This is a genomic window from Betaproteobacteria bacterium, from assembly GCA_009377585.1.
In the GTDB taxonomy this organism is placed as follows: Bacteria; Pseudomonadota; Gammaproteobacteria; order Burkholderiales; family WYBJ01; genus WYBJ01.
Map to the genome: position 1 here is coordinate 64,752 of WHTS01000009.1, position 23,008 is coordinate 87,759.

At 66.0% G+C, this 23,008-nt stretch carries 24 protein-coding genes; 18 read left to right on the forward strand and 6 right to left on the reverse strand.

The features are described from left to right. Positions 1-14: 14 nt before the first annotated feature. Positions 15-1,199, reverse strand: coding sequence for a porin (locus GEV05_05255; GenBank protein MPZ42808.1), 1,185 nt, complete (start codon positions 1,197-1,199; stop codon positions 15-17). Positions 1,200-1,663: 464 nt separating this feature from the next. Here GEV05_05255 and GEV05_05260 point away from each other — a divergent pair, with 464 nt between their 5' ends. Next, the gene (locus GEV05_05260; GenBank protein ID MPZ42809.1) at positions 1,664-2,203 is read left to right on the forward strand and encodes a hypothetical protein; all 540 of its coding nucleotides are present in this window, start codon (positions 1,664-1,666) and stop codon (positions 2,201-2,203) included. Positions 2,204-2,206: 3 nt separating this feature from the next. Here the strand turns inward: GEV05_05260 and GEV05_05265 are convergent, their stop codons facing one another. The 3 genes from GEV05_05265 to GEV05_05275 all read right to left on the reverse strand — a co-directional run bounded on the left by GEV05_05265 (position 2,207) and on the right by GEV05_05275 (position 4,498). After that, positions 2,207-2,629 (reverse strand): hypothetical protein, encoded by a 423-nt coding sequence (locus tag GEV05_05265; GenBank protein ID MPZ42810.1) that lies wholly within the window; start codon positions 2,627-2,629, stop codon positions 2,207-2,209. A 106-nt stretch (positions 2,630-2,735) separates the two neighbouring features. Then, complete coding sequence (locus tag GEV05_05270; protein ID MPZ42811.1) at positions 2,736-3,725, reverse strand: aldo/keto reductase; 990 nt, start codon at positions 3,723-3,725, stop codon at positions 2,736-2,738. An 83-nt stretch (positions 3,726-3,808) separates the two neighbouring features. After that, a complete protein-coding gene (locus GEV05_05275; GenBank protein MPZ42812.1) occupies positions 3,809-4,498 on the reverse strand; it encodes an FAA hydrolase family protein in 690 nt (229 codons plus the stop codon). 414 nt (positions 4,499-4,912) lie between these two features. Here GEV05_05275 and GEV05_05280 point away from each other — a divergent pair, with 414 nt between their 5' ends. From GEV05_05280 to GEV05_05330, 11 genes are all read left to right on the forward strand, one after another. After that, positions 4,913-5,332, forward strand: coding sequence for a DedA family protein (locus GEV05_05280; protein ID MPZ42813.1), 420 nt, complete (start codon positions 4,913-4,915; stop codon positions 5,330-5,332). A gap of 1 nt (position 5,333) precedes the next feature. Continuing rightward, on the forward strand, positions 5,334-6,302 hold the full coding sequence (locus tag GEV05_05285; protein MPZ42814.1) for an ATP-binding cassette domain-containing protein: 969 nt from the start codon (positions 5,334-5,336) through the stop codon (positions 6,300-6,302). After that, complete coding sequence (locus GEV05_05290; GenBank protein ID MPZ42815.1) at positions 6,299-7,303, forward strand: ATP-binding cassette domain-containing protein; 1,005 nt, start codon at positions 6,299-6,301, stop codon at positions 7,301-7,303. The genes GEV05_05285 and GEV05_05290 overlap by 4 nt, the downstream gene beginning before the upstream one ends. Before the next feature lie 282 nt (positions 7,304-7,585). Then, positions 7,586-9,106, forward strand: a complete 1,521-nt coding sequence (locus tag GEV05_05295; GenBank protein MPZ42816.1) for a hypothetical protein — start codon at positions 7,586-7,588, stop codon at positions 9,104-9,106. Positions 9,107-9,346: 240 nt separating this feature from the next. Further along, positions 9,347-10,948 carry a hypothetical protein gene (locus GEV05_05300; protein ID MPZ42817.1) on the forward strand — a complete coding sequence of 534 codons (1,602 nt, stop codon included), beginning with the start codon at positions 9,347-9,349 and terminating at the stop codon, positions 10,946-10,948. 202 nt (positions 10,949-11,150) lie between these two features. Further along, positions 11,151-11,540, forward strand: a complete 390-nt coding sequence (locus GEV05_05305; protein MPZ42818.1) for a DUF971 domain-containing protein — start codon at positions 11,151-11,153, stop codon at positions 11,538-11,540. Then, positions 11,461-12,333 (forward strand): ubiquinone/menaquinone biosynthesis methyltransferase, encoded by an 873-nt coding sequence (locus GEV05_05310; protein ID MPZ42819.1) that lies wholly within the window; start codon positions 11,461-11,463, stop codon positions 12,331-12,333. The genes GEV05_05305 and GEV05_05310 overlap by 80 nt, the downstream gene beginning before the upstream one ends. Positions 12,334-12,519: 186 nt before the next feature. Then, entirely contained in the window at positions 12,520-13,329 is an 810-nt protein-coding gene (locus tag GEV05_05315) for a Tim44 domain-containing protein (protein ID MPZ42820.1), read from the forward strand. Positions 13,330-13,333: 4 nt separating this feature from the next. Then, positions 13,334-13,897 (forward strand): ubiquinone biosynthesis protein, encoded by a 564-nt coding sequence (locus tag GEV05_05320; GenBank protein MPZ42821.1) that lies wholly within the window; start codon positions 13,334-13,336, stop codon positions 13,895-13,897. Between the two features lie 91 nt (positions 13,898-13,988). Next, positions 13,989-15,509, forward strand: coding sequence for a ubiquinone biosynthesis regulatory protein kinase UbiB (gene ubiB, locus GEV05_05325; protein MPZ42822.1), 1,521 nt, complete (start codon positions 13,989-13,991; stop codon positions 15,507-15,509). A 141-nt stretch (positions 15,510-15,650) separates the two neighbouring features. Next, entirely contained in the window at positions 15,651-17,084 is a 1,434-nt protein-coding gene (locus tag GEV05_05330; GenBank protein MPZ42823.1) for a sodium:solute symporter, read from the forward strand. A gap of 72 nt (positions 17,085-17,156) precedes the next feature. On the opposite strand, the gene GEV05_05335 is transcribed toward GEV05_05330, so the two are convergent. Then, positions 17,157-17,432: a hypothetical protein gene (locus GEV05_05335; GenBank protein MPZ42824.1), complete on the reverse strand. Its 276-nt coding sequence runs from the start codon at positions 17,430-17,432 to the stop codon at positions 17,157-17,159. 42 nt (positions 17,433-17,474) lie between these two features. Next, positions 17,475-18,443, reverse strand: a complete 969-nt coding sequence (locus GEV05_05340) for an acetyltransferase (GenBank protein MPZ42825.1) — start codon at positions 18,441-18,443, stop codon at positions 17,475-17,477. A gap of 86 nt (positions 18,444-18,529) precedes the next feature. Here GEV05_05340 and GEV05_05345 point away from each other — a divergent pair, with 86 nt between their 5' ends. The 6 genes from GEV05_05345 to GEV05_05370 all read left to right on the forward strand — a co-directional run bounded on the left by GEV05_05345 (position 18,530) and on the right by GEV05_05370 (position 22,999). After that, positions 18,530-19,606, forward strand: coding sequence for a hypothetical protein (locus GEV05_05345; protein MPZ42826.1), 1,077 nt, complete (start codon positions 18,530-18,532; stop codon positions 19,604-19,606). Positions 19,607-19,687: 81 nt separating this feature from the next. Further along, positions 19,688-19,996: a (2Fe-2S) ferredoxin domain-containing protein gene (locus tag GEV05_05350; GenBank protein MPZ42827.1), complete on the forward strand. Its 309-nt coding sequence runs from the start codon at positions 19,688-19,690 to the stop codon at positions 19,994-19,996. 108 nt (positions 19,997-20,104) lie between these two features. Further along, the gene (locus tag GEV05_05355) at positions 20,105-20,722 is read left to right on the forward strand and encodes an alpha/beta hydrolase (protein MPZ42828.1); all 618 of its coding nucleotides are present in this window, start codon (positions 20,105-20,107) and stop codon (positions 20,720-20,722) included. A gap of 4 nt (positions 20,723-20,726) precedes the next feature. Continuing rightward, positions 20,727-21,650, forward strand: a complete 924-nt coding sequence (locus GEV05_05360; GenBank protein MPZ42829.1) for an ATP-binding cassette domain-containing protein — start codon at positions 20,727-20,729, stop codon at positions 21,648-21,650. 44 nt (positions 21,651-21,694) lie between these two features. Then, on the forward strand, positions 21,695-22,462 hold the full coding sequence (locus GEV05_05365) for a nodulation protein NodJ (GenBank protein ID MPZ42830.1): 768 nt from the start codon (positions 21,695-21,697) through the stop codon (positions 22,460-22,462). Between the two features lie 123 nt (positions 22,463-22,585). After that, a complete protein-coding gene (locus GEV05_05370) occupies positions 22,586-22,999 on the forward strand; it encodes a TIGR00701 family protein (protein MPZ42831.1) in 414 nt (137 codons plus the stop codon). Positions 23,000-23,008: the final 9 nt, after the last annotated feature.

Consider the following 23,008-nt stretch of genomic DNA (forward strand, 5'->3'; position numbering starts at 1 on the left):
TAGAACCGACATCGTTAGAAGTTGTGCTTCACAAGGAACGCCCAGCCGTCGACGTTCTCGCCTGCGTCCAGCAGGTTCGCGGTGTTCCCGATCCGATACGTGCCGGTGTTCGAGTCGTTGTCGACCCGGACATAGCCGAGCTTCACGGTTGTACGCTTGGAGAATGCGTACTGATATGCGAGCGACCAGGCGTCGCCACCGGTGTCGCCGCCGCTTGCAGCGTGCGCGCCGTTGGATGTACCGCCGATGCCGATCGGGCTGTTGCCCTTGGAGTCGCCAATCTTTGCGTACTGCGCCGACACGGTGTGCGGACCCGCAATCATCCAATCCACGCCGAGCGTCCAGCTCTTCTTCTTGAGCTCCGTCCCGGGCCCGGTTTCGTACTTGGAGTCGAGGAACGTGCCACCGACTCGGACGGGGCCGAAGCGATAGCCGAGTGCAACGCCCCATGCGCGGTCGTCCAGATCGGCGGCGCCCAGGTTTGTACCAACTTCATTGTGTCTCTCATACGCAAGGCCGACGCCGAGCGGACCGTTGGCGTAGGTTGCGGCAACCGACCAAAGCCGCGACTCATCGTTTTCCCCGCTGAGAGCGCTTGCAGTCCGGTTGGCTGCCGTCACGGCGCCCATCACCTGGAAGCCACCGAACTTCGGCGTCTCGTATTGCATGATGTTCGATTCACGGCGCTTCCAGCGCTGCCGCAGCTGCGAATCGACGCCGGCGCCGGAGATGTCCGCACCGCCCGAGCCGCCGAAGGGCAGGAACGACATGCCGAGAATGCCGGTCTCTTCGGCACCGACCGTACCGAGGCCCATGGCCCGCTTCATCGGCGTATCCCACTTGCCGGCGAAGATGTTGCCGAAGCCGCCACGGAAGCCGACCGCGCTGTTACGGGTGCAGATGCTGGACGTGTCGAAACCGGTGATGTCGGCCGAGCTTTCGCACTGGAACCACGCCGACATGCCACCGCCCAGTTGTTCGACGCCTTTGAAGCCGATCGCGCTGCCGCCCGGCGTATCGGCGAAGTCGAGGTCCGGCCGGCCCGGTCCCTGGTCGGCCTGGCCGTACTCGTAGGTCACCCGGCCGTAGATCTGCACCGTGCTCTGTGCGAACGCGATGGCTGGCACGGCGAGCGCTCCGGCGACCGCCACCGCCAACAATTTCTTCTCCATTCCAAATCTCCTTATCAGATTCACCATTCAGGCAACCGCGTACGCATTTTTGGTAGCACGGCACTCCCTTTACGGTTGATGCCAAGCTTGTAGGATAACGTACGCCATCGCAACGGATTCGCAAGGATTTCGCCATTACGGCGCCTCCGGTTGTTGCGGGCTCGCAACACATGCGTGCGACTGGCGCGGGCGCCTCGGTTCGCTGGCGGGTGGTGAGCCCGCAGCGTCGAGTCGGTTCGCATAATCACGCGCAGAGGCGAGGCCACCTGGGCGGATGACACGACATCCACCCCGGCGTGAGGACGGGTCAACGAGCGGACCGAGCGCCTGTCCCGGCAGTTTCGCCGGGATGAAAGGCGTTGCTGCGCCCCCTGGTGGCGACGGTAGCGGCAACTTCCGGCGCCGATACGGCTGGAGTAAACTCGGACCGCGAGCGCGGCGTGCGCGAGCCGCTGGCGCTCGATCGATTTTTACGACCTCAGCGCCGCCTCATGCGGTCCTGCCACCGATCCCGAGCTGGTTTGGCGAACAAGCCTTCATCCCGCGAGTGTCAGCCGTGCACGGCCTGCTGCGACGGCTGGCTGCAGATCCGCGTCAACGGCGTACCCGTTCATCCCGGCAAACCCTGTCCGCACAGCACGGGCAGCGGCTGCAACGACTACGCCAACCGCCCGGTCGATCCGTGCGTGCACTTCATCTGCGGCTGGCGCATGGAAGGCAGCCCGCTGCCCGAATGGATGAAGCCCAGCAATGCGCGGGTGGTCGTACTTTTCAACCAGCATCGCTGGCGCGGGCGTCCGGTGGACGTTGCGGTGCCGGTGGGGCGGCGCATCCCGCCCCGGGCGCTCAAGTGGCTGCAGCAGTTCGCGGAAACCAACCAGCGCATGCTGCTCTATTCGGAACAGATCATGGAGAACGGACGCTACACCGTGCAGCAGGCGGTATCGGCCTACGGCCCGCCCGAGTTCCAGCTGGAGATGGCCGAGTGCGCTCGCGCCGGGCAGAGCCTCGAAGAGGCCCTGCAGAAGTAACGCTCAACGAACGAGCTCGGCCTGCTGCACGAGCCTGCGCCCTTGCTGCTCGCCAATCGCCTCGAGCCCGGCAAGTATGGGACCCATGCGCGGTGTTCCAGCCACGGTATAGCGCAGAAAATAGATGCGGCCGGGCTCCACATCGAGGTTGTACAGCACGTTCCAGGGACCCAATCCGCTGATCCGGCGGGCACCCGCCGGCACTTCCCAGCGGTAGAACGTGCCCGGAAAAAGCGTTACCTGTTCGCCTGTATCCATCAGCAGCGCACCGTACTCGGTCGAATCCATGGGCTGGCGCACGATATAGATCACCGCCTTGTCAGGCACGGCTTCGAAGCGCTTGGCTTGCAGATCCTGGGGACTGGGCGGCAGCTGGACGCAAGCGCACAGGAGCAAGACGGAAAAAGCGGCGAGAGCGCGACGCATGGAACTCTCCGTGGCATCAGACGGCGTGCCGCAGCCCCTGCGGGAACGCGCAGCCTGCATCGGCATCAACAGCCGGCCGCCCGTGTTCATTCCCGCTGGAGCGCGCTCAGATGCCGAGCGCCTGCAGCTGCTTCTCGGGATAGCGCGTACCGGCGGTCACGCCGGCCGGGAATGCCTGCTTGAGGCGCTCGATCTCCGGTGCGGTGAGCTTCACTTCGGCCGCGGCGACGTTCTCCTCCAGATAGGTACGCCGCTTGGTGCCCGGGATCGGAACGATATCCTCGCCCTGCGCCAGCAACCAGGCGAGCGCGATCTGGGCCGGCTTGCAGCCATGCGCCTGCGCGATGCTCTCGATCGGCTCCAGCAGCCTGACGTTCTTCTCGATGTTGGCGGGATCGAAACGCGGATGCTCGCGCCGCCGGTCCTTCGGAATCAGCGCATCCACATGCTTGATGGTCGCGGTAAGAAAGCCACGTCCTAACGGCGAGTAGGGCGTGAAGCCGATGCCCAGCTCGCGGCAGGCCGGCAGGATCTCGTTTTCGACGTCCCGCGACCAGAGCGAATACTCGGTTTCCATCGCCGTAATCGGGTGCACCTTGTGGGCGCGACGAATGGTTTGCGGGCCGGCCTCCGACAACAGCAGGTAGCGCACCTTACCTTGCTCGACCAGGCGCTTCATGCCGCCGACCGTATCCTCGATCGGCACCTTGGGATCCACTCGGTGCAGACCATAGATATCGATCACGTCGACGCCGAGGCGTTTCAAGCTTGCGTCACACGCCATGGCCGCGTACTGCGGATGGCCGGGGCTCAGGCCTTCGGGTACCGAGCCACCCTGGCCGACGTTGCCGAACTTGGTGCCGATCAGCACCTTGTCGCGGCGGCCTGCGAGCGCGTTGCCGACGAGCTCTTCGTTGACGCCGGCGCCGTAGGCATCCGAGGTGACGATCAGGTTGACGCCGAGATCGATGGCGCGATGAATGGTTGCAATCGACTCCGGGTCGTTGCGCTCGCCGTAGCTGATCGACATGCCCATGCAGCCTAAGCCCAGCGCCGATACTTCCGGACCGTTCCTTCCCAGCTTGCGTTTCTGCATCGCATCCTCCTGGTCGAATGAGGCACCGGGCGCTAGACCCGGTGTGTCGAGCGGTCGCTGCGCGCGCGTGGCGCGCACAGGCGCTATCTGGCGTAGGTGACCGTCAGGTCGCCGACGCCGTCGACATGGCCTTCGAGCCGATCGCCGCGATTCACCGGACCGACGCCGGCGGGCGTGCCGGAATAGATCAGATCGCCGGCGCGCAGCGTGATCAGCTTCGAAAGATACGCGATCGTTTCGGGAATGTTCCAGATGAGCTCCGAAAGATCGCCCTGCTGCGTGGTCTTGCCGTTCACCTTCAACCAGATGGCGCCCTGCGCCGGATGCCCTACCATCGCCACCGGCTTCAACGCCGAGCACGGCGCCGAATCGTCGAACGCCTTGCCCATCTCCCACGGCCGGCCCATCTTCTTCGCCTCGCCCTGCACGTCGCGCCGGGTCATGTCGAGGCCGACGCCGTAGCCGAAGACGTGCTCGAGCGCCTTGTCCACCGCGATATCCGCGCCGCCCTTGCCGATGGCGACCACCATCTCGATCTCGTGATGCAGATCCTTGGTGATCGTGGGATACGCGATCGCGGCCCCGTTCGGCACGATCGCATCGGCCGGCTTCATGAAGAAGAACGGCGGCTCGCGCTCCGGATCGTGTCCCATCTCGCGCGCGTGCTCGGCGTAGTTGCGGCCGACGCAATAGATGCGGCCCACGGGAAACAGCCTGCTGCTCTCGGCGACCGGTAGCGTGACCTGCGGGCCGAATTCGATTGCGTACGCCATGAGCTCCTCTGGGGTCGTGCCTCGCGGGGCGCTAGCGACGGCGGGCGGTGCGCCGATTGTCCTGCATGGCGATCGTCACCATAATGCGCGTTCGTGGCCGAGCCTCGCGCGAGACCGGATTGCACAATGAACGAATCAGACTGGCGCTGCAGCCGGGTGCGCTCGTGACAAGGGCCGCCAAGCGGCTCGTAACAAGGGCCGCCAAGCGGCCCCTGGCGACACATGCATGATCGGCCCCCCGCACCGAGCGGGCGAGTATAGCACGCGACCCATTCAGGAACCTGCCCGCATCAGCGGGCACGCGACGCTCCCCTCTCCCTCTGGGAGAGGGGCTGGGAGTGAGGGAAGAGACGCCACGACATGGCTCCTGCGCAAGCCGCAACATATGCGTCGTGGCGTCTCTCCCGAGCCGGCATGACGGAGGATACGAGTCTGTGGGCGCTGTTCGCTGCGAGCTTCCTGGCCGCCACGTTGTTGCCCGGCGGATCGGAGGCGGCGCTGTTCGGCGTGCTGAAGCTGCACGCGGGGCTGTATTGGCCGGCGATCGCTGCGGCCACGCTAGGCAATACCCTGGGCGGCATGAGCTCGTATCTGATCGGTCGCTTGCTCCCCGCCGCCGACACGCATGCGGCCGGCAAACGCACGCGCGCACGCGCTGTCGATTACGCGCGTCGCTTAGGCAGCCCCGCGCTGCTCGCCGCGTGGGTGCCGATCCTGGGCGATCCTCTGTGCGTGGCCGCGGGGTGGTTGCGATTGCCGTGGCCGGCGGTGATGATGTTCATGGCGCTCGGGAAGCTCGGCCGCTATCTGTTCGTCGCCGCAATGGCGACATGACATGAGCAGCACGCCGCTCATCGAAGTGGACGACCTGCGCACGTGGTTTCATACCCGGCAGGGCATCGCCAAGGCGGTGGACGGCGTGTCGTTCGCGCTGGCCGCAGGCGAGATCCTGGGGATCGCCGGTGAATCGGGCTCGGGCAAGTCGGTCACCGGGCTTTCCATCCTGGGGCTGGTCGATCCGCCGGGAAGGATCGTCTCCGGCCGCATCGCCTACCGTGGGCGTGATCTCATCGGGCTCGAACCCGAGGCGCTGCGGCGGCTGCGCGGCGACCGGATCGCGATGGTATTCCAGGACCCGATGATGACCCTGAATCCGGTGCTGCGGGTCGACACGCAGATGATCGAGGCGTTGCAGGCCCATGCCGCGATCGGTCGGGCGCAAGCGCGGGAGCGCGCCTGCGAAGCCTTGCACAAGGTCGGCATTCCGGCGCCCGCAGAGCGTTTGCGCAGCTACCCGCATCAGCTTTCCGGCGGCATGCGCCAGCGCGTCGCCATCGCCATCGCGATGCTGAACCGGCCCGATCTCATCGTCGCCGACGAGCCCACGACCGCGCTCGATGTCACCATCCAGGCGCAGATCCTGCACGAAGTGCGCGCACTGTGCCGCGACAGCGGCGCCGCGCTCCTGTGGATCACGCACGATCTCGCGGTGCTCGCGGGGCTCGCCGATCGCATCGCCGTGATGTATGCCGGCCGCATCGTCGAGGCCGGTCCGGTGGACGCCGTGCTGACGCATCCATTGCACCCGTACACGCGCGGCCTGATCGCATCGGTACCGAGCCGCAATCGGCGCGGCACGCGGCTCGCCCAGATCGCCGGGATGGCGCCGCGCCTCACCGAGCTGCCGCGAGGCTGTGCCTTCCGCCCGCGCTGCGAACGGGCAAGCGAGGCTTGCGGGGCCGAGATACCCCGTTCGACTCCGGCACCGGGACGCGAGCTGCGCTGCATCCATCCGCTGGAATGACCATGCCCGATCCCGCGCTGCTCGAGCTCACCGAGCTTTCCAAGGAATTCCGCCAGCCGCCCGACCTGGCCGCCCGCCTCGCGCGATTGGGTGGACATGCGCCGAAGGAACAGGTGGTGCACGCGGTCGATCACGTCTCGCTCAATGTGGCGCGCGGCGAAGTGCTCGGCCTGGTAGGCGAGTCGGGCTGCGGCAAATCGACGCTCGGGCGCATGATCGCGGGGGTGCTGCGGCCCAGCTCCGGGCGCATCGTGTACGACGGCATCGATGCGACCGATCGCGACTCGCCGCCAGCGAAGCGGATTGCGCTCAAGATTCAGATGATCTTCCAGGACCCGTTCGCGTCGCTCAATCCGCGCATGCGGGTCGGCGAGATCGTGGCCGAAGCCGCGCTGGTGCACGGGCTCGTGCAGCGGCAAGCGATCGGCCCCTTTCTCGACACACTGCTCGCGCGCGTGGGGCTCGATCCCGCCTGCAAATCGCGTTACCCGCACCAGTTCTCCGGCGGCCAGCGGCAGCGCATCGGGGTGGCGCGAGCGCTGGCCGTGAATCCCGAGCTCCTGGTGTGCGACGAGGCTGTCTCGGCGCTCGATGTTTCGATCCGCGCCCAGGTGCTCAATCTGTTCATCGACCTGCGCGAGAGCCTGGGGCTGACTTATCTTTTCATCAGTCACGATCTGGGCGTGATCGAGCACATGTCGGATCGCATCGCGATCATGTATCTCGGTCGCATCGTCGAGCTCGCGCCCGCCGAGGAATTTTTTCGCGCGCCGAACCATCCGTACGCTCGAGCGCTGCTCGAGGAGGTGCCGCGCCTGGATGCGCGCGGCGCGTCCTACCGGCCCATACGCGGCGAGATCCCGTCGCCGCTCGCGCCGCCCAGCGGCTGCCACTTTCACCCGCGCTGCCCGCATGCGATGCCCCGCTGCACGGTCGAGACGCCGCAGTTGCGCGCGGTTGCGCCGGGACGCTCGTCGGCCTGTCATCTGAACACAGCCTGAATGAACACAGCCTGAAGTCGCAGTGTCGGGTCTTAGCGACACTTGTGCGCGCAGCGAATTCAGAGGAACAATTCAACGCTTCGCGCCGCTGCGATGTGACAATAGTCCGCGCTTGCGCCGATTCAAATTCGTTTTCATCGCACGCGCTTTTTCAACCCTCAAGTACACACCCGCGCTCGCCGTAACTGGCAGAGGGTCAGCAGGCGACGCGGCAGACCCGGGTCGGTTTCGAAATCCATACGTTTCTTGGCAGCACAGGCCCAAATGAGCGCGGCACCTCCCTTGTCCCACCAACCAGGCGCCGACCTGAACCGGCCGGCGGCGGACCCGACTGCGGCGCTCGGCATCCTGCGGCAAAAAGCGCATGCGCTGGCCGCCGAGCCGATCGCACCGGCGCAGCGCTTTGCGGCGCTCGAGGCGCTGCGTCCGACGGCCATCGCGACGACCGAATCGAGACGATCGATTTACGCCGGCAAGCCGATCCCTCTGGCCGAAGGCGAGCGCCAGTGCTGGGAAGACATGGTGGGTTTGTGGCAGGCGTTCTACTTCGCATATGCCTTGTGCGCGGACTCCGGTCAGAGTGAAGCGGCGGCGGCAACCGTGTCGCAACGTGCGCTGGACAGTCTCGGCCGAGCGATCCGCGAGCACACTCACGCCTACCGCACCGTGCCGGGCACCATCTGGAAGGAGTTCCATACCTGCTACCGCTCGGCGGCCGATTGCTCGCTCGCCGACATAGCGGTGAGTGACCCGCACCATGCCGAATCGCAAACGAGCTGCAAGCATGCGTATCTCGTCACCGTGCTGTACGAGTGCGCCAATCCCTATGCGCTTTCCGCAGTACAGATGCGGGTACTCGGCCAATGGCTGCCGCACTGGCTTGGCCTGGTCGATATCATGCCTTCCGAGCCCTTGTGGGCTTCTCGCTCCCCGCTTGCGCTGGATCTCGGCGCTGAGGTCGGCGCGAGACTTGCGCGCGACACGGGCACCGGCGAAGGGGTCCGTTACCTGGATACCAGCGCGCTCGGCATGCGGCTGCGCGAACTGGCCGATTGCCTGCGCAGTGCCCAACCTGCTGCGGAGCTGCCAGCAGCGGCCGACATGCCTCGCGCCGTATTGGAGCGCTTGCTGACGCAATTGTACGTGCAATGGTGCAGTGCCGGCTCGGCGACTGCGGACGAACGCCAGGGCAACGCGCGGCGTGCTCAGGCCGCGCTTGGCATGCACGCGGTGCACTTCCAGATTTCCGGGCGCGCGTTCCGCCAGCCGGGGCTGCGCTATACGCGGGAAGAAGAGCACGATCTGGCCACCTTCGGCCATATCACCGAGCGCACCGAGCATCGCTTGCTCACGGGCCGTAGCGCGGCGCTCGAGCCGTGGGAGGTGCTGTCGCAGAACGCCTCCGGGCTCGCCGTGCGACGCAAAGCGGACCTGACGTCCCGACTTGCGCACGGTCAATTGGTAGCCCTGCGCACGACCAGCATCGATCCGCCCAGCCTGGGCGCCATACAGCGGCTCAAGCTCGACGCAGCCGGGGAGACGCACGTGGGCATCCGGCTCGTTCGCGGCGAGGTGCGCGGGGTCGCGCTGCGCCCAGCGGGCGACGCCACGCAGAAATACGAACGCGCATTGCTGATCGAGGCCGATGCCCAGCGCGCTGCCCCCGCTACGCTTCTCGTCGAAGCCGGCCGATTCGCGCCCGGCGCCCGTATCGAGATGCATACGGCCCGTGCCGAGACCATCACGCTCGGCGCCTATGTCGAGCGCGGCTTCGATTTCGATCGGCTCGCCTTTACGTCTTAGCCCGACTCGGCGGATGCGCCGGGATTGCGGAAGCTGATCCAACTCGGCGGATGCGCGAGGTTTGAACGAGGTTTAAGCAACCGAGTGCGGATTTCCCCCTGCCCGCATGGCACTTCCGTGCGGAAGTTGACTTCCGGGTACGGGGATTTTGCGCTAGGGTGCGCCTTCCTTGCCGCACGAGGGAGGCATCCCGTCGGTTCCAGCGCGGGCAGCGTTCGCTGCCCTGACGCCGGCGCGGCAATGAAGCAATGGAAAACACTGGAGATTGCGGTGCCGCAAGGAGCCTACATGCTGACCCAACCGTCGGGACCGACCTACTACGCACGATTGCAATTCACCGATGCCGCGAGTTGTGTCGGCTGGCTGGAATCGATTCCGCTGCATCGCCCCGCCGAAGCGCACGAGATGGTCGCCGCGCAAGTCGGTCTCCTCGGCCACGCCGATATGCCGGCGCTGGAGCGACTGCGTATCCTCGAAGTGCTCTACCAGAGCGCCGCATTCCTGCAGGAGGAGCTGGCGAAGCGCTACGTCGGGCGCGCGCTGCCGCTTTCGATTGTCGAGTATTCGCTTTGGAACTCGGTGGTTGCGTTGTGGCAGAGCCTGTTCGCGGGATACGCGTTGCTGCTGCGGCGCTGCTTCAAGGCCGAGCGCGGTCTCGGCGCCCATGCGCCGCTGCTCGCGCTTCGTTGCATCGAGCTCACGGCGGCGGCCGTCCGGGAGCATCACTGCGTCTATCGCGACGTATCTCCCGCACTTTGGAAACAGTTGCACGAGTCCTACGCATTCGCCGAGCGCCACGGATTGGCCTCGGCTGGCGTCGCCGACCCGCTTGCAGCCGCGGTCGTGGTACGCACGCCGGCGTCCGCCTATGCACGCACCCTGCTCGCTCACCTGGCGAACCCGTACGCCATGTCGCCACGCCAGATGACGGTGATGTACCGCTGGGCAGGGCTTTGGGAATCCCTGGTCGGCATCGGGCCGAGCCCGATCGCGCCGGGCGTGAGCGCGATTCTCGCGGTCGATCTGAAGGCCAGCGCGCCTGCCGTTTCGGCCCGCCGGATCGAGGCCGGCCCCTCGATCCGCTATATCACGCTGGAGCAGCTCGGACAGGCATTGCGCCGCGTGCTGACTTCGTTGCGGCACGGCGATGATCCCGCCAGCCTTGGGCTGGGCGAGGATTTACGCCAGCCAGGCTGTGAGCGATTGCTCACACTGCTGTACATCCAGTGGTGCGGCACCGGGGTGGGGCAGCTGGCTGCCCGGCGCGAGCGTGGCGAGGATGCGCACGCCGCGGTCGGGTTCGATGGCGTCTGCCGCCAGCTCGGCCTGGAGGGCGAGGCGTTCCGTAACGCCGCCATAGTGATCCCGATCCGAGCTTTCGGCGCTCCGTTTACCGAGCAGTGGTACGTCGCGGCCACTCATGCCCCCGGGTTCATCGCCGTGGCGCGCGGTCCCGAGTGCGACGAACGCATTCAACATCATCAGCTGATCGCCATCCGGCGGCGCAGCGCGACGCATTTCCAGCTTGCGGTGGCGCAATGGATGCGATTGGAAGAAGACGGCGATCTGTCGATCGGATTGCGCTTGCTGCCGGGCATTCCCCATGTCACGCCGGTGCAGCTGCACGGCCAGCCTGCGGACGAAGGCGCACAACCCTCGGCGCTCCTGTTGCCTGCGGCGCCGGAGATGCGCACGCCGCCAACCCTGCTGCTCGCGCCGAATCTGTTCCAGCCGGGGCGCGAGCTGGAATTGCTTTCCGGCACCCTGCGGCGGGTGCGTATGGTTCGGCTATTGGAGCGGGGCGCCGATTTCGAGCGCGCGGTGTTCGAAGTCATCGCGTAGCACGCCGTCGACTGCGCACGCAACCGGCGCCCTACTAACTGCCTCACTGCCTCACGTAAAAGTGCCTCACGTAAAAATCTGACCGGACGCCGCCTTGCATGCCCCCGCCGCGCTGCCTATCATGGGCAGCGTAGCTGCGGCTACCCATGCCCATGCGGCGCGTCGCTGCGCCGCCGCTTCCTTGCATCCTCGAAGGCCAGTCATGGCGAATGCCCGCGGCGCGGCGCCCGCGCCGGTCGCAATCACCCTGCATCAGAAATCCCGCGTGCTGGAGATCGAATACGCCGGCGGGAAACGGTTTCGCCTGCCGTGCGAATTCCTGCGCGTGTTTTCGCCCTCGGCCGAAGTGCGCGGCCACGGACCCGGGCAGGAAGTGCTGCAGACCGGGAAGCAAGACGTCGACATCGTGCGCGTCGAGCCGGTCGGAAATTACGCCGTCCAACTGGTATTTTCCGACCACCACGACACCGGGATCTACTCCTTCGACCTGCTGTACGAGTACGGTTTGAAGCATGACCGGATGTGGGCCGACTATCTGCAGCGCTTGGCGCAGGCCGGAGCAAGCCGTGAAGCGCCCGTCGCCAAGCCTTGACGCCGAGCCGGACCCCGGCGCGGACAATTCCTTCAAGACACCGGATCCGACCACAGGGCCCAGGACTGCCGATTTCGGCTTCCAGGCCGTGCCCGAGGCGGACAAGGTGAATCGGGTTGGCGCCGTCTTCAGCTCCGTTGCCCCGCGCTACGACCTGATGAACGACCTCATGTCGGGCGGGCTGCACCGGCTGTGGAAAGCCTTCACCGTGGAGTTGTGCGGATTGCGACCGGGCCAGCGTGTCCTGGATGTCGCCGCCGGAACCGGCGACCTGGCGCTGAAGCTATGGCCGCGGGTGATGCCGGGCGGGGAGGTCGTGCTCGCCGACATCAACGAGTCGATGCTGCTGCGCGGGCGTGACCGTCTGCTCGACGCCGGCATGCCTGCCGGCGCCATTCTCTGCAACGCCGAACAGATGTCTTTTGTGAGCGATCACTTCGACTGCATCACAATAGGCTTCGGCCTGCGCAACGTCACCCGGAAGGAGCATGCGCTGCGCGAGATGCACCGCCTGCTGCGCCCCGGTGGGCGTCTGATCGTGCTCGAATTCTCGCGCGTGCAGCGGGCGCTCGCGCCGCTCTACGACGCGTATTCCTTCGCCGTCCTGCCCTTGCTCGGGCGCCTGGTCGCGCGCGATTCCGCCAGCTATCGCTACCTGGCGGAATCGATCCGGGTTCATCCCGACCAGAATCAGTTGCGGGATCTGTTCGTTCAGGCCGGCTTCGAGCGCGTCGAATACTTCAACCTCGCCGCCGGGGTGGTGGCGGTGCATCGCGGGTTCAAGCTGTGCTGACCGAACCAGGCCGGCACGCAGCGCACTCCATTCGCATTTTCAATGAGAGCCATAGCATCTGTTGCGCTTGCGGTCAGGCTATGTTGCTAGAATGAGCCGGCTTTGCTTTCCCCCGCCTTTCCCCCTTTAGGAGGGACCGTGAACAAGATTCTTGGTGCAGTCTTTGCGGTACTGGTCGGATTCGGCATGTCGATTCCCGATTCGGAGGCGGCGCGACGCCTCGGAGGCGGCAAGTCCTTCGGCGCACAGCGCCAGGCCACGCCGCAGCAGCCGCGTCCCGAGAAAGCGCCGCAGGCGGCGCCCCAGCAACAACCCGGTGCGGCCGGGGCGGCAGGCGGCAGCCGTTGGTTCGGGCCCGTGGCCGGCCTGCTGGCCGGTGGCCTGCTGGGCGCGATGATCTTCGGCGGCGCGTTCGAGGGCATCAAGCTCATGGACGTGCTGCTGATCGCGCTGCTTGCGTTCGGCCTGTTCTATCTCTTCAAGATGATGCGCAAACCGCAACACCCCGACCGGCGGCGCGAGCCGCTGCAGTACGCGGGTGTCGGAGCCGAGCCGCGCATCGACCCGGCGCCACGTGACGAGCCCGTCAGCGCCGGCGCGGCAGCCGCGCCGGCCGCGCGCTATTTCCCGGCGGGTTTCGATGCCGAAGGCTTCGCCCAACAGGCCAAGCGTAATTTCATCCGCTTGCAGGAGGCGAACGACCGCGCCGATCTTGCCGCCTTGCGCGACATGATGACGCCGCACTTGTACCCGGAGATCGAGGCGCAGATTCGCGAACGCGGCGGCGAGGCACAGAAGACCGACGTCGTCACGCTCGATGCCAAGGTGATCGAGGTCGTAACCGAGGGCGATCACTTTATCGCCAGCGTGCGCTTCACCGGCCTCATGAAGGATGAGCCGGGTGCGCAACCCGAGTCCTTCAGCGAAGTGTGGCACCTGCAGAAGCCGCTGAGCGGTTCGAGCGGCTGGCTGATGGCCGGCATCCAGCAGGACTGAGCTTGTGCTCACGCAGCTCGCCGTAGCGCCCATCAACCACGTCCTGCGCGGCGAGAGCTGGGCGCTGCGGCGCCTGGCTCCGTTTGCGGGCTGCACCGCACGCTTCGATGTGCTGCCGTTTTCGGCGCTCGTCACCGTGCGCGACAGCGGTGAGATCGCCGCAGCCGCGTCCGGTGCCGCCGCCGACGTCCATATCCGTCTCACGCCAGCTGCGGCCGCCCGCATCCTCGCAGGCGACCAGGCGGCGTACGACGAGGTCGCCGTGGATGGTGACGGCGAATTTGCGCAGGCACTGCAGTTCGTGGTTCGCAACGCGCGCTGGGACGTGGAAGAGGATCTGTCGCGCGTCGTCGGCGATACGTTGGCGCACCGCGCAGTGGGCGCGGGGCGCGCGGTCCTGCAATTGCAGGCGCGCGCGGCCGCGAGCTTCGCCCGCAATCTGAGCGATTACTGGCTGGAAGAGCGTCCCTTGATCGCGCGGCGCGCGGATGTCGCGAATTGGGTGCACGAGGTCGACCTCCTGCGCGACGACGTCGAGCGGCTCGCTCAGCGTATCGCCCGCTTGTAGCAGCGCGCACCGAAATCTTCCTTTGCAGCCGCAGGACAGCCTGGCCGCCGCGCTCGGTGGTCCGGAGCCGAGCCACGGTTAGAATCCGCCGATGCGCCTGTTGCGGCTGATCAGGATCCTGTGGATTGCCCTACGCTTCGGGCTCGACGAGTTCGTGCTGGGGCACGAGCGATTCCGGGCGATCCGGCCGCTGGTGGGCGCGCTCATGTCCTGGCGCAGGCTCGAGGGATCGCGCTCGGTGCGCCTGCGCCTGGCGCTGGAAGAGCTGGGACCGATCTTCGTCAAGTTCGGCCAGATGCTCTCCACCCGGCGCGATCTGCTCCCGCCCGATCTGGCCGACGAGCTGGCCAAGCTGCAGGACCAGGTGCCGCCGTTCGCTTCGGCCAAGGTGCGCGAGACGCTGGAGCGCACTTACCAGCGACGAGTCGAGAGCGTTTTCGAGGCATTCGATTTCACTCCGGTCGCGAGCGCTTCGGTCGCGCAAGTGCACCTGGCGCTTCTGCCCGACGGGCGCGAGGTGGCCATCAAGATCCTGCGCCCCGGGATTCGCGCGATCATCGCCCACGACATCGCGCTGCTCGATGCGGGTGCGGCCTTGATGCGGCTGCTGTGGCGCGAGGGCCGGCGGCTGAAGCCGCACGAAGTCGTGGCCGAGTTCGCCAAGCATCTCGAAGACGAGCTCGATCTCATGCGCGAAGCCTCGAACGCGAGCCAGCTGCGCCGTAATTTCGAGGATTCGCCGCTGCTGCTGGTGCCCGAGATCCACTGGGACTACTGCAGCGAGGAAGTCATGGTGATGGAGCGCATGCACGGTACGCCGGTCAGTCACGTGGCCGCGCTTCGCGCCCAGGGTATCGACATACCGCGGCTTGCCCGCGCCGGCGTGGAGATCTTCTTCACCCAGGTGTTTCGCGACGGCTTCTTCCACGCCGACATGCACCCGGGCAACATCATGGTGGACCGCGACGGACGCTATATCGCGCTCGACTTCGGCATCATGGGCACGTTGAGCGATACCGACAAGCACTACCTCGCGCAGAACTTCCTCGCCTTCTTCCACCGCGACTACAAGCGGGTCGCCGAATCGCACATCGAATCGGGCTGGGCGCCGAAGCAGACGCGTGTCGACGAGTTCGAATCCGCCATCCGGGCGGTGTGCGAGCCGGTGTTCGACCGGCCGCTGAAGGAAATCTCGCTCGGAAAACTGCTGATGCGGCTGTTCCAGACCTCGCGCCGCTTCAACATCGAAGTGCAGCCGCAACTGGTCCTGTTGCAGAAGACGCTGCTCAACATCGAGGGCTTGGGACGTGATCTCGATCCCGAGCTCGACTTGTGGGTGAGCGCCAAGCCGTACCTGGAGCGCTGGATGTCGGAACAGATCGGCTGGCGGGGCCTGGTGCGGCGGCTGAAGCAGGAGGCGCCGAACTTCGGCGTGTGGCTGCCGCAGATTCCGCGCCTCATCCATCGCGCCCTGGCCGCAAGCGGCCAGGAGACCATTGCGGAGAGTCTCGCGCGCCTCGCCCGCGAGCAGCGCCGGCACACCTGGCTGCTGGTGCTGCTGGTGCTCCTGATGGCGGCAAGCTTCGCGCTGCTGCTGCAACTCAGGGGCTGATGACGGCACGCAAGCGCGCACGCGTTCGTTCGCCGGGACATCGATCGGCTATCATGCGCGCGTTTTGCGCGCACGCAGCCGAACACGGCACTCGGAGCTGAGTCGCCGCCTGCGCAGCGCGCCGGCTGCGGGGGTCCGCCGATGCTCGTGTGGTTCGTCGTCACCTATCTGGTCGTGTCCGTGGGCATCGGCCTCTATGCCGCCACTCGCGTCCACACCACCAAGGACTTCGTGCTCGCGGGCCGCCATCTGCCGCTGCCCGTGGTCACCGCGACCGTGTTCGCGACCTGGTTCGGCGCCGAGACCGTGCTCGGTATATCGGCCACGTTCGTGAAGGAGGGCCTCGGCGGCGTCGTCGCCGATCCGTTCGGCTCGAGCCTGTGCCTCATCCTCGCCGGGCTTTTCTTCGCCCGCAAGCTCTACCGGCTCAACCTGCTCACCATCGGCGACTACTATCGGATCCGCTACAACCGGCCGATCGAGATCATGTGCACGCTCGCGATCGTCGGCTCCTATCTGGGCTGGGTGTCGGCGCAGATCAAGGCGCTGGGGCTGGTGTTCAACGTCGTGACGGCCGGCGCGGTGAGCCAGCCGGAAGGCATGATCATCGGCGCCGTGATCGTGCTCACCTACACGACCTTCGGCGGCATGCTCTCGGTCGCGGTGCTCGACTTCGTGCAGATGATCGTCATCATGGTGGGGATGCTGTTCATCGGCTGGGTGGTTTCCGGCATGACGGGCGGAGTCGGCGCGGTTGTCGAGCACGCGGCGCAGGCGGGCAAGCTCGATTTCTTCCCCGAAGCAGCCGCAGCCGCCTGGATCCCGTTCGTCGGCGCGTGGGTGACCATGATGCTGGGCTCGATCCCGCAGCAGGACGTCTTCCAGCGCATCACATCGGCCAAGGACGAGAAGACCGCTGCGCGCGGCTCGGTGCTGGGCGGATCGATCTATTTCTTCTTCGCGTTCGTGCCGATGTTCCTCGCCTACGCGGCCACCCTGGTCGATCCGCGCATGTTCGGCAGTCTGCTGGAGCGGGATTCGCAGCTCGTGCTGCCGACACTCATCCTGCAGCATACGCCGATGTTCGCGCAGGTCGTTTTCTTCGGCGCGCTGCTCTCGGCGATCATGAGCTGCTCGGCGGCCACGCTGCTCGCGCCTTCGGTCACCTTCAGCGAGAACATCGTCCGCAATGCCTTGCCACGCATGAACGACCGCCAGTTCCTGTGGACGATGCGCACCACGCTGGTGTGCTTCGCCGCGATCGTGCTGGTGAACGCGCTCGTCTCGAACGAGAGCATCTTCAAGATGGTCGAGAACGCCTACAAGGTGACGCTCGTGACCGCGTTCGTGCCGCTTGCGTTCGGGCTGTACTGGAGGCGCGCCAACATCCAGGGCGCCCTGTTCGCGGTCTTCGGCGGCTTCGGCACCTGGCTCCTGCTCGAAGTGCTGCGGCCGGAAACGGTCTGGCCGCCGCAGCTGGTCGGATTGTTCGCGGCGATCGCCGGCATGATCATCGGTTCGCTTTTGCCGCACTTCGTCGGCCGGCCGACGCCGGTGGCCGACCCGCACGCGTAACTGCATCACGCCGCCGCCGCGCAGACGCATCACGTGCCGGGACATGGTTCGCGGCATTAGTATTGCGACACGTTAGTCGTGCAACGTCACCACAGATGCGAACAATGTTTCGCAATTAGAAATTCGTCGTACTATGCCAACTGTGCCAACTGTGAGGGAAGGTCGGGCTAGCGAGCGTACGTATCCCGGCACGACACTCACGCCGTGGGAATCGTGTCCTGCCCGATTGGCCCCGACCAGATGCTCGGCGGTGATGCGCGCTTCCTCGGCATTCGAGCCGGCGGCGCGCCACAGCTGGTAGAGCCACTCCTGGGTTGCGCGGGTGTCGAGCGATACGTCGGGTTGCAAGACAAGTCCTCCTGCGATGGGATGCGGGCATGCCCGCACAAGCTATTGCGCGCAGCCAGGGTAGGCAGCGGCGAACGCGCGCGCGAACCGATCGAGCTCGGATGCGGGCAGGTGATCGATGCCGCCCGCGCCGGCGCGGCCGCCGCCCGACTCGAATTGCCGGCACAACGCATCCGCTCCGCCGGGCTTGGCAACCGGTGCCCGCACGCTGACGACGAACCCGCCGTCGGGTCGCGCTGTCAACACGGCATGTGCACGCTCACGATGCTGCTGCGCCAGCCGGTTGCCCAGAATGCCGGATACCCGCCGGCTCCAGGCCTCGGCGGGCAATACGATCAGCGCGTGCCCCGCGCTCTCGCCGAACGTCGTGGCTTCGGAGGCGCGGTACAGGTCGTCCGCCATGCCCTGCTTCAGCACGTCGAACACGGGTTCGTCGGATATGAACTGGAACGGATCGGCAAAGCACGCGAGCGTTCGGTACAGATCGCGCGGATGATAGTGCAGATCGCCGACCGATTCGCCGTAGGCGTTGTAGTTGATGCATTCGCCCAGCTCGCGCAATTGCTCCAGCGCATGCGGCGCCAGGCCGAGCACCTCGGCAGCGCGCTGCGCGCTTGCACCGAGGTTGTCTCCGAACGCGGCTACGACCGCCCAGACGCGGTGCTTCCCATGCAGCGCGCGGTCGACGATGAGGCTGGTGCATACGTCGGGCGCCGTATCGATGTTCGCCTGAAGCGCCTCATGACGCGGCACATCGCCGGCGAAATGATGATCGAAATAACGCACCCGCGCGCCCGCCTCGAGCGCACGCAGTACGCCCTGACGGTTGGAATCGAACGAGACGTCGAGAACGGTCAGCTCGTCGCCGGCGGCGGCTTCAACGCGATCCACCAGCCGGATCTCGCGCTTCGCGCCGGTGACGAGTTGGGCCGCGCACGGGGTTTCCAGTCGCAACTGGTGCAATGCGCAGATGCCGTCCGCGTCGCCGTTGAAGATGTCATAGAATGCCATCGTGTTCGAGCCAAGATCTTTGCGGGCACGGCTGCAAGCCGCGATGATTGCGCCGAGCCGATCGCAGCGCTGCGCCAGGATTCGCGATGAGCGCAGAGCCTAGATCCCGCCTGGCGCTCTACCTGGCCCTAGGTTACACACTGCTGATTCTCTATGCCAGCCTGTCGCCGTTCAGCGGCTGGCGCGATCCGGGCCAAAGTGCGCTGCATTTCCTGTCGGAACCGTGGCCTCGCTACGTCGTGGCCTTCGACATCGTCGTGAACGTACTGGCGTATGTGCCGTTCGGACTGCTGGTGGCCGCCTCGATGCTGCCGGGGCGCACTGCGTTGGCCGCCGGCGTCACGGGATTCGTCGCCGGGTTCGCCTTGAGCTTCGCGATGGAGTATGCGCAAGGCTTCCTCCCGGGTCGCATTGCGAACAGGCTCGACCTCGTAGCCAACATGGTGGGTACCGGCATCGGCGCATGGATCGGCGCGCACGCAGGTACGGTGCCTCGCATCGTGCGCCCGCTCGCCGGCTTTCGCCAGCACTGGTTCCTGCCCGGCGGAGCGATCGACCTGGGCATCGCGTTGATCGCGTTGTGGCTGTTCAGTCAGCTCGATCCGTCGCTGCCGCTATTCGGCATCGTATTCTTCTCCGATGGCGTGCAGGCGCAGCTTGCCGGCATCGTCAGCGGCCACGCGCGCCGCCTGCTCGGCCCCATCTCGGTGGCGATGAACCTCGTGAGCCTCGGGCTGCTCCTTACGCTCGTCATGCGCTCCAAGCGCGCGGCGCTGGTCGCAGTGGCGCTGCTCGTGTGGATTGCGGCGCTCACCAAGCTGGTTGCGGCCTCGGTGCTTCTGCGCAGCGAAGCGGCGTTTCTCTGGGTCAGCAAGGAAGTGGCGTGGGCGATCGTTGCCGGCATGCTGTTCGTCGGCGCGGCGGCGGCGCTGCCTCGGCCGCTGATCCGCATGCTGTGCGCCTTGTCGCTCATGTGCGCGATCGGGCTCTCGGTGCTCAAACCCGGGGAGGCGCAATCGTTTCTGTCGTTGCGGCTGTTTCGCTGGAACGATCTGCAGCTGATGCACTACACCGGGTTGGCGGCAACGGTGGCCGAAGTCTGGCCCTATGCGGCGCTGCTCTATCTGTTGCTGCTCTGGCGGCGCGATCGCACGTATGTCTGAAGCGGCGCCGCAGTGGGGTTTTCCCGGTGGGGCCTTCGGCTATAATCGGCCGATCCAGCCTGCGGGTCCGAGAATCGCATCATGAGCCACTTCCGCTATCACGTGTTCTTCTGTTGCAACCAGCGTCAGAACGCAGAGCGCTGCTGCAACGATCATGGCGCGGCCGAAGTCCGCGACTACGCCAAAAGCCGCATCAAAGCGCTGAAGCTCAACGGCCCCGGCAAAGTGCGTGTGAACCAGGCCGGATGTCTCGACCGCTGCGACGAAGGCCCGGTCATGGTGGTCTATCCCGAAGGCGTCTGGTACACCTACGTCGACAAGGAAGATGTCGACGAAATCATCCGCAGCCATATTCAGGGCGGATGCCCGGTCGAACGGCTGCGCATCTAGCGCTCCCGGACTTCGGAGCTCCTTCGCGTTCGACCGCAGCACTTGGCGCTACGGGCTTGCGAAGCCGTTGATCGCATCGATGACGAGGATGGCGTGCATCCGTCGACCTTGACCGAGCTTTCCCTCGCTGGGCCGGCCGGCGCCATCGACGTGGCGATCAACGACCCGGGAAACGATCGGCGCGGGCTTGTACTGATCGCCCATCCGCATCCGCTGCAGGGCGGAACGCGGGACAACAAGGTAGTGACGACGCTCGCGCGCGCGTTCTTCTCGCTCGGCTATTGCGCGGCTCGTCCGAACTTTCGCGGCGTCGGAGGCTCCGAAGGAGCTCACGATCAGGGCATCGGCGAAACCGACGATCTGGTCGCCGTTGCGGCCGAACTGCGGAGCCGCTACGGCGATCTGCCGCTCGTGTTGGCGGGCTTCTCCTTCGGCGCATTCGTGCAGACCCGGGTCGCGCGCCGGGTGGCGGCGCGGCGCCTCGCGCTGATTGCCCCGGCCGTCAATCGCATCGATGCTACCGCGCCGGTCGCGCAGGACACGTTGATCGTGCACGGAGACAAGGACGACGTAGTGGCGCTTTCGCTGGTACTCGAATGGGCACGGCCGCACGGCGTGAGTGTCACCGTCGTTCCCGGCGGCGAGCACTTCTTCCACGGGCGGCTCGGCCAATTGCAGCGCATCGTGGTGCATTGGTGGCGCGGCCACGAAGCCGGAGAAAGCTAGAGCGATGTTGCGCGCCAACTATCCGCTCGAAGCCCGCAAGCTGCGCAAATCCTACGGTGGACAGGAAGTCGTCGGCGGCATCGATATCGCCTTGGCACCCGGCGAATGCTACGGGCTGCTCGGACCGAACGGCGCCGGCAAGACGACGACCTTGCGCCTGTGCCTGGGGCTCACCGCGCCGGATGCGGGCGAGATCCGGTTGCTGGGCATCGATGTCGTCGCCGAGCCGCGACGGGCGCGCATGCGCGTCGGCGTGGTGCCGCAAGTCGACAATCTCGATCCCGATTTCACCGTCGAAGAAAACCTGCTGGTCTATGGGCGCTACTTCGGCATTTCCGCACACGACGTGCGCGCCCGCATTCCGATGCTGCTCGAGTTCGCGGGACTCTCCGCGCGCTCGCAATCGCGCATCAACACCTTGTCGGGCGGCATGAAGCGCCGGCTCACGCTTGCGCGCGCGCTGGTGAACGACCCGGACTTGATCTTTCTCGACGAGCCGACCACCGGGCTCGATCCGCAGGCGCGCCATCTCATCTGGGGCCGATTGAAGCAGCTGCTCGCCGAGCGCAAGACCATTTTCCTCACCACCCACTTCATGGACGAGGCGGAGCGGCTGTGCGACCGCCTGTCGGTGCTCGACCATGGTCGCATCGTCGCGACCGGCGCGCCGCGCGAGCTCGTCGCCAGCCACATCGAGCCGCAGGTGGTCGAGGTCTACGGCGATCGGGTGTTCGAATGGGCCGAGCAGCACGGGCGTGGCCTGGCCGAACGCTGCGAGCGCAGCGGCGAAACCGTGTTCTGCTACACGCGCGAAGCGACCCGGCTGGTGCACGACCTGGAAGGCCGCCGCGAGCTGCGCTACCTGCATCGGCACGCCAATCTGGAGGACGTGTTTCTCAAGCTGACGGGTCGCGAGCTGCGCGATTGACCTGCCCGAGCGACTTCGACATGAGCCTCGCCATCAGACACTTCCTGCCGCCGCAGCCGAGCCTGCGCTTCCTGCCGGTATGGCGGCGCAATTTCCTGGTATGGCGCAAGCTCACCATTCCATCCATCCTCGGCAACCTCGCCGATCCGCTGCTCTACATGCTGGGTTTCGGTTACGGCATCGGCGCGCTGGTCCCACAGATGGAGGGCATGTCGTACATCGCTTTCATCGCAGCCGGCACCGTCTGCTCCAGCACGATGAACAGCGCCACCTTCGAATCGATGTACTCCAGCTTCTCGCGCATGCACGTCCAGCGCACCTGGGACGCGATCCTCAATACGCCGATCGATCTCGACGACGTGGTGGTGGCCGAGGTGGCCTGGTCTGCGTCCAAGGCCACGCTCTCGGGCGTGGCCGTATTGATCGTGGCGACGGCTCTGGGACTCGCGCAATCGTGGCTCGCACTCTGGATCGTGCCGCTGGCGCTGCTCGCGGGCCTCACCTTCGCGAGCCTCGGGCTCATCATGACGGCAGTGAGCCCCAGCTACGATTTCTTCATGTACTACTTCACCCTGGTAATCACGCCGATGATGCTCGTGTCCGGCGTGTTCTTTCCCATCGAACAATTGCCGCCGGCACTGCAAGCGGTCGCGGGCGTGCTGCCGCTCACGCATGCGGTCGCCATCGCGCGCCCGCTCATGAACGACGCCGTTCCGGCGGGCCTGGTCACCCACCTTTTGGTCCTCGTGGCCTACGGCCTGGTCGGGTTCCATGTCGCGCTTGCGATGACCCGCAGGCGGCTGCTGAAGTAGCCGCAGTTTTTTCGCCATACCGGCGCACGATCGCATCCGCCATTCGGACTAGGCGAGAAGCGCGATGGGCGCCACAACGACGGGGCGGCTAGAATCCGCACACCAATCGAACGGGCAGCCGCCATGCTGTGGGTCAAGGCGTTTCACATCGTATTCATGGTGACCTGGTTCGCGGGCCTGTTCTACTTGCCGCGGCTTTTCGTCTATCACGCCCTGGCCGAGGACGAGACGGGCAGGAAGCGTTTCAAGATGATGGAGCGCAAGCTCTTCTACGGCATCATGACGCCGGGCGCGGTCATCACGGTACTCCTCGGCTTGTGGTTGTGGCTGGGCTACGGCATCGGCGGCGGATGGATGCACGCCAAGGCTGCGCTGGTCGGTGCGCTGATCGGCTATCACGTCTGGTGCGGATTTCTCATGGCCGATTTCAGGCACGATCGAAACCGTCATGGGCACGTGTTCTACCGCTGGTTCAACGAATTCCCGGTCGTGCTCCTGATCGCCATCGTGTTGCTGGTGGTGCTGAAGCCCTTCTAAGGCAACGAG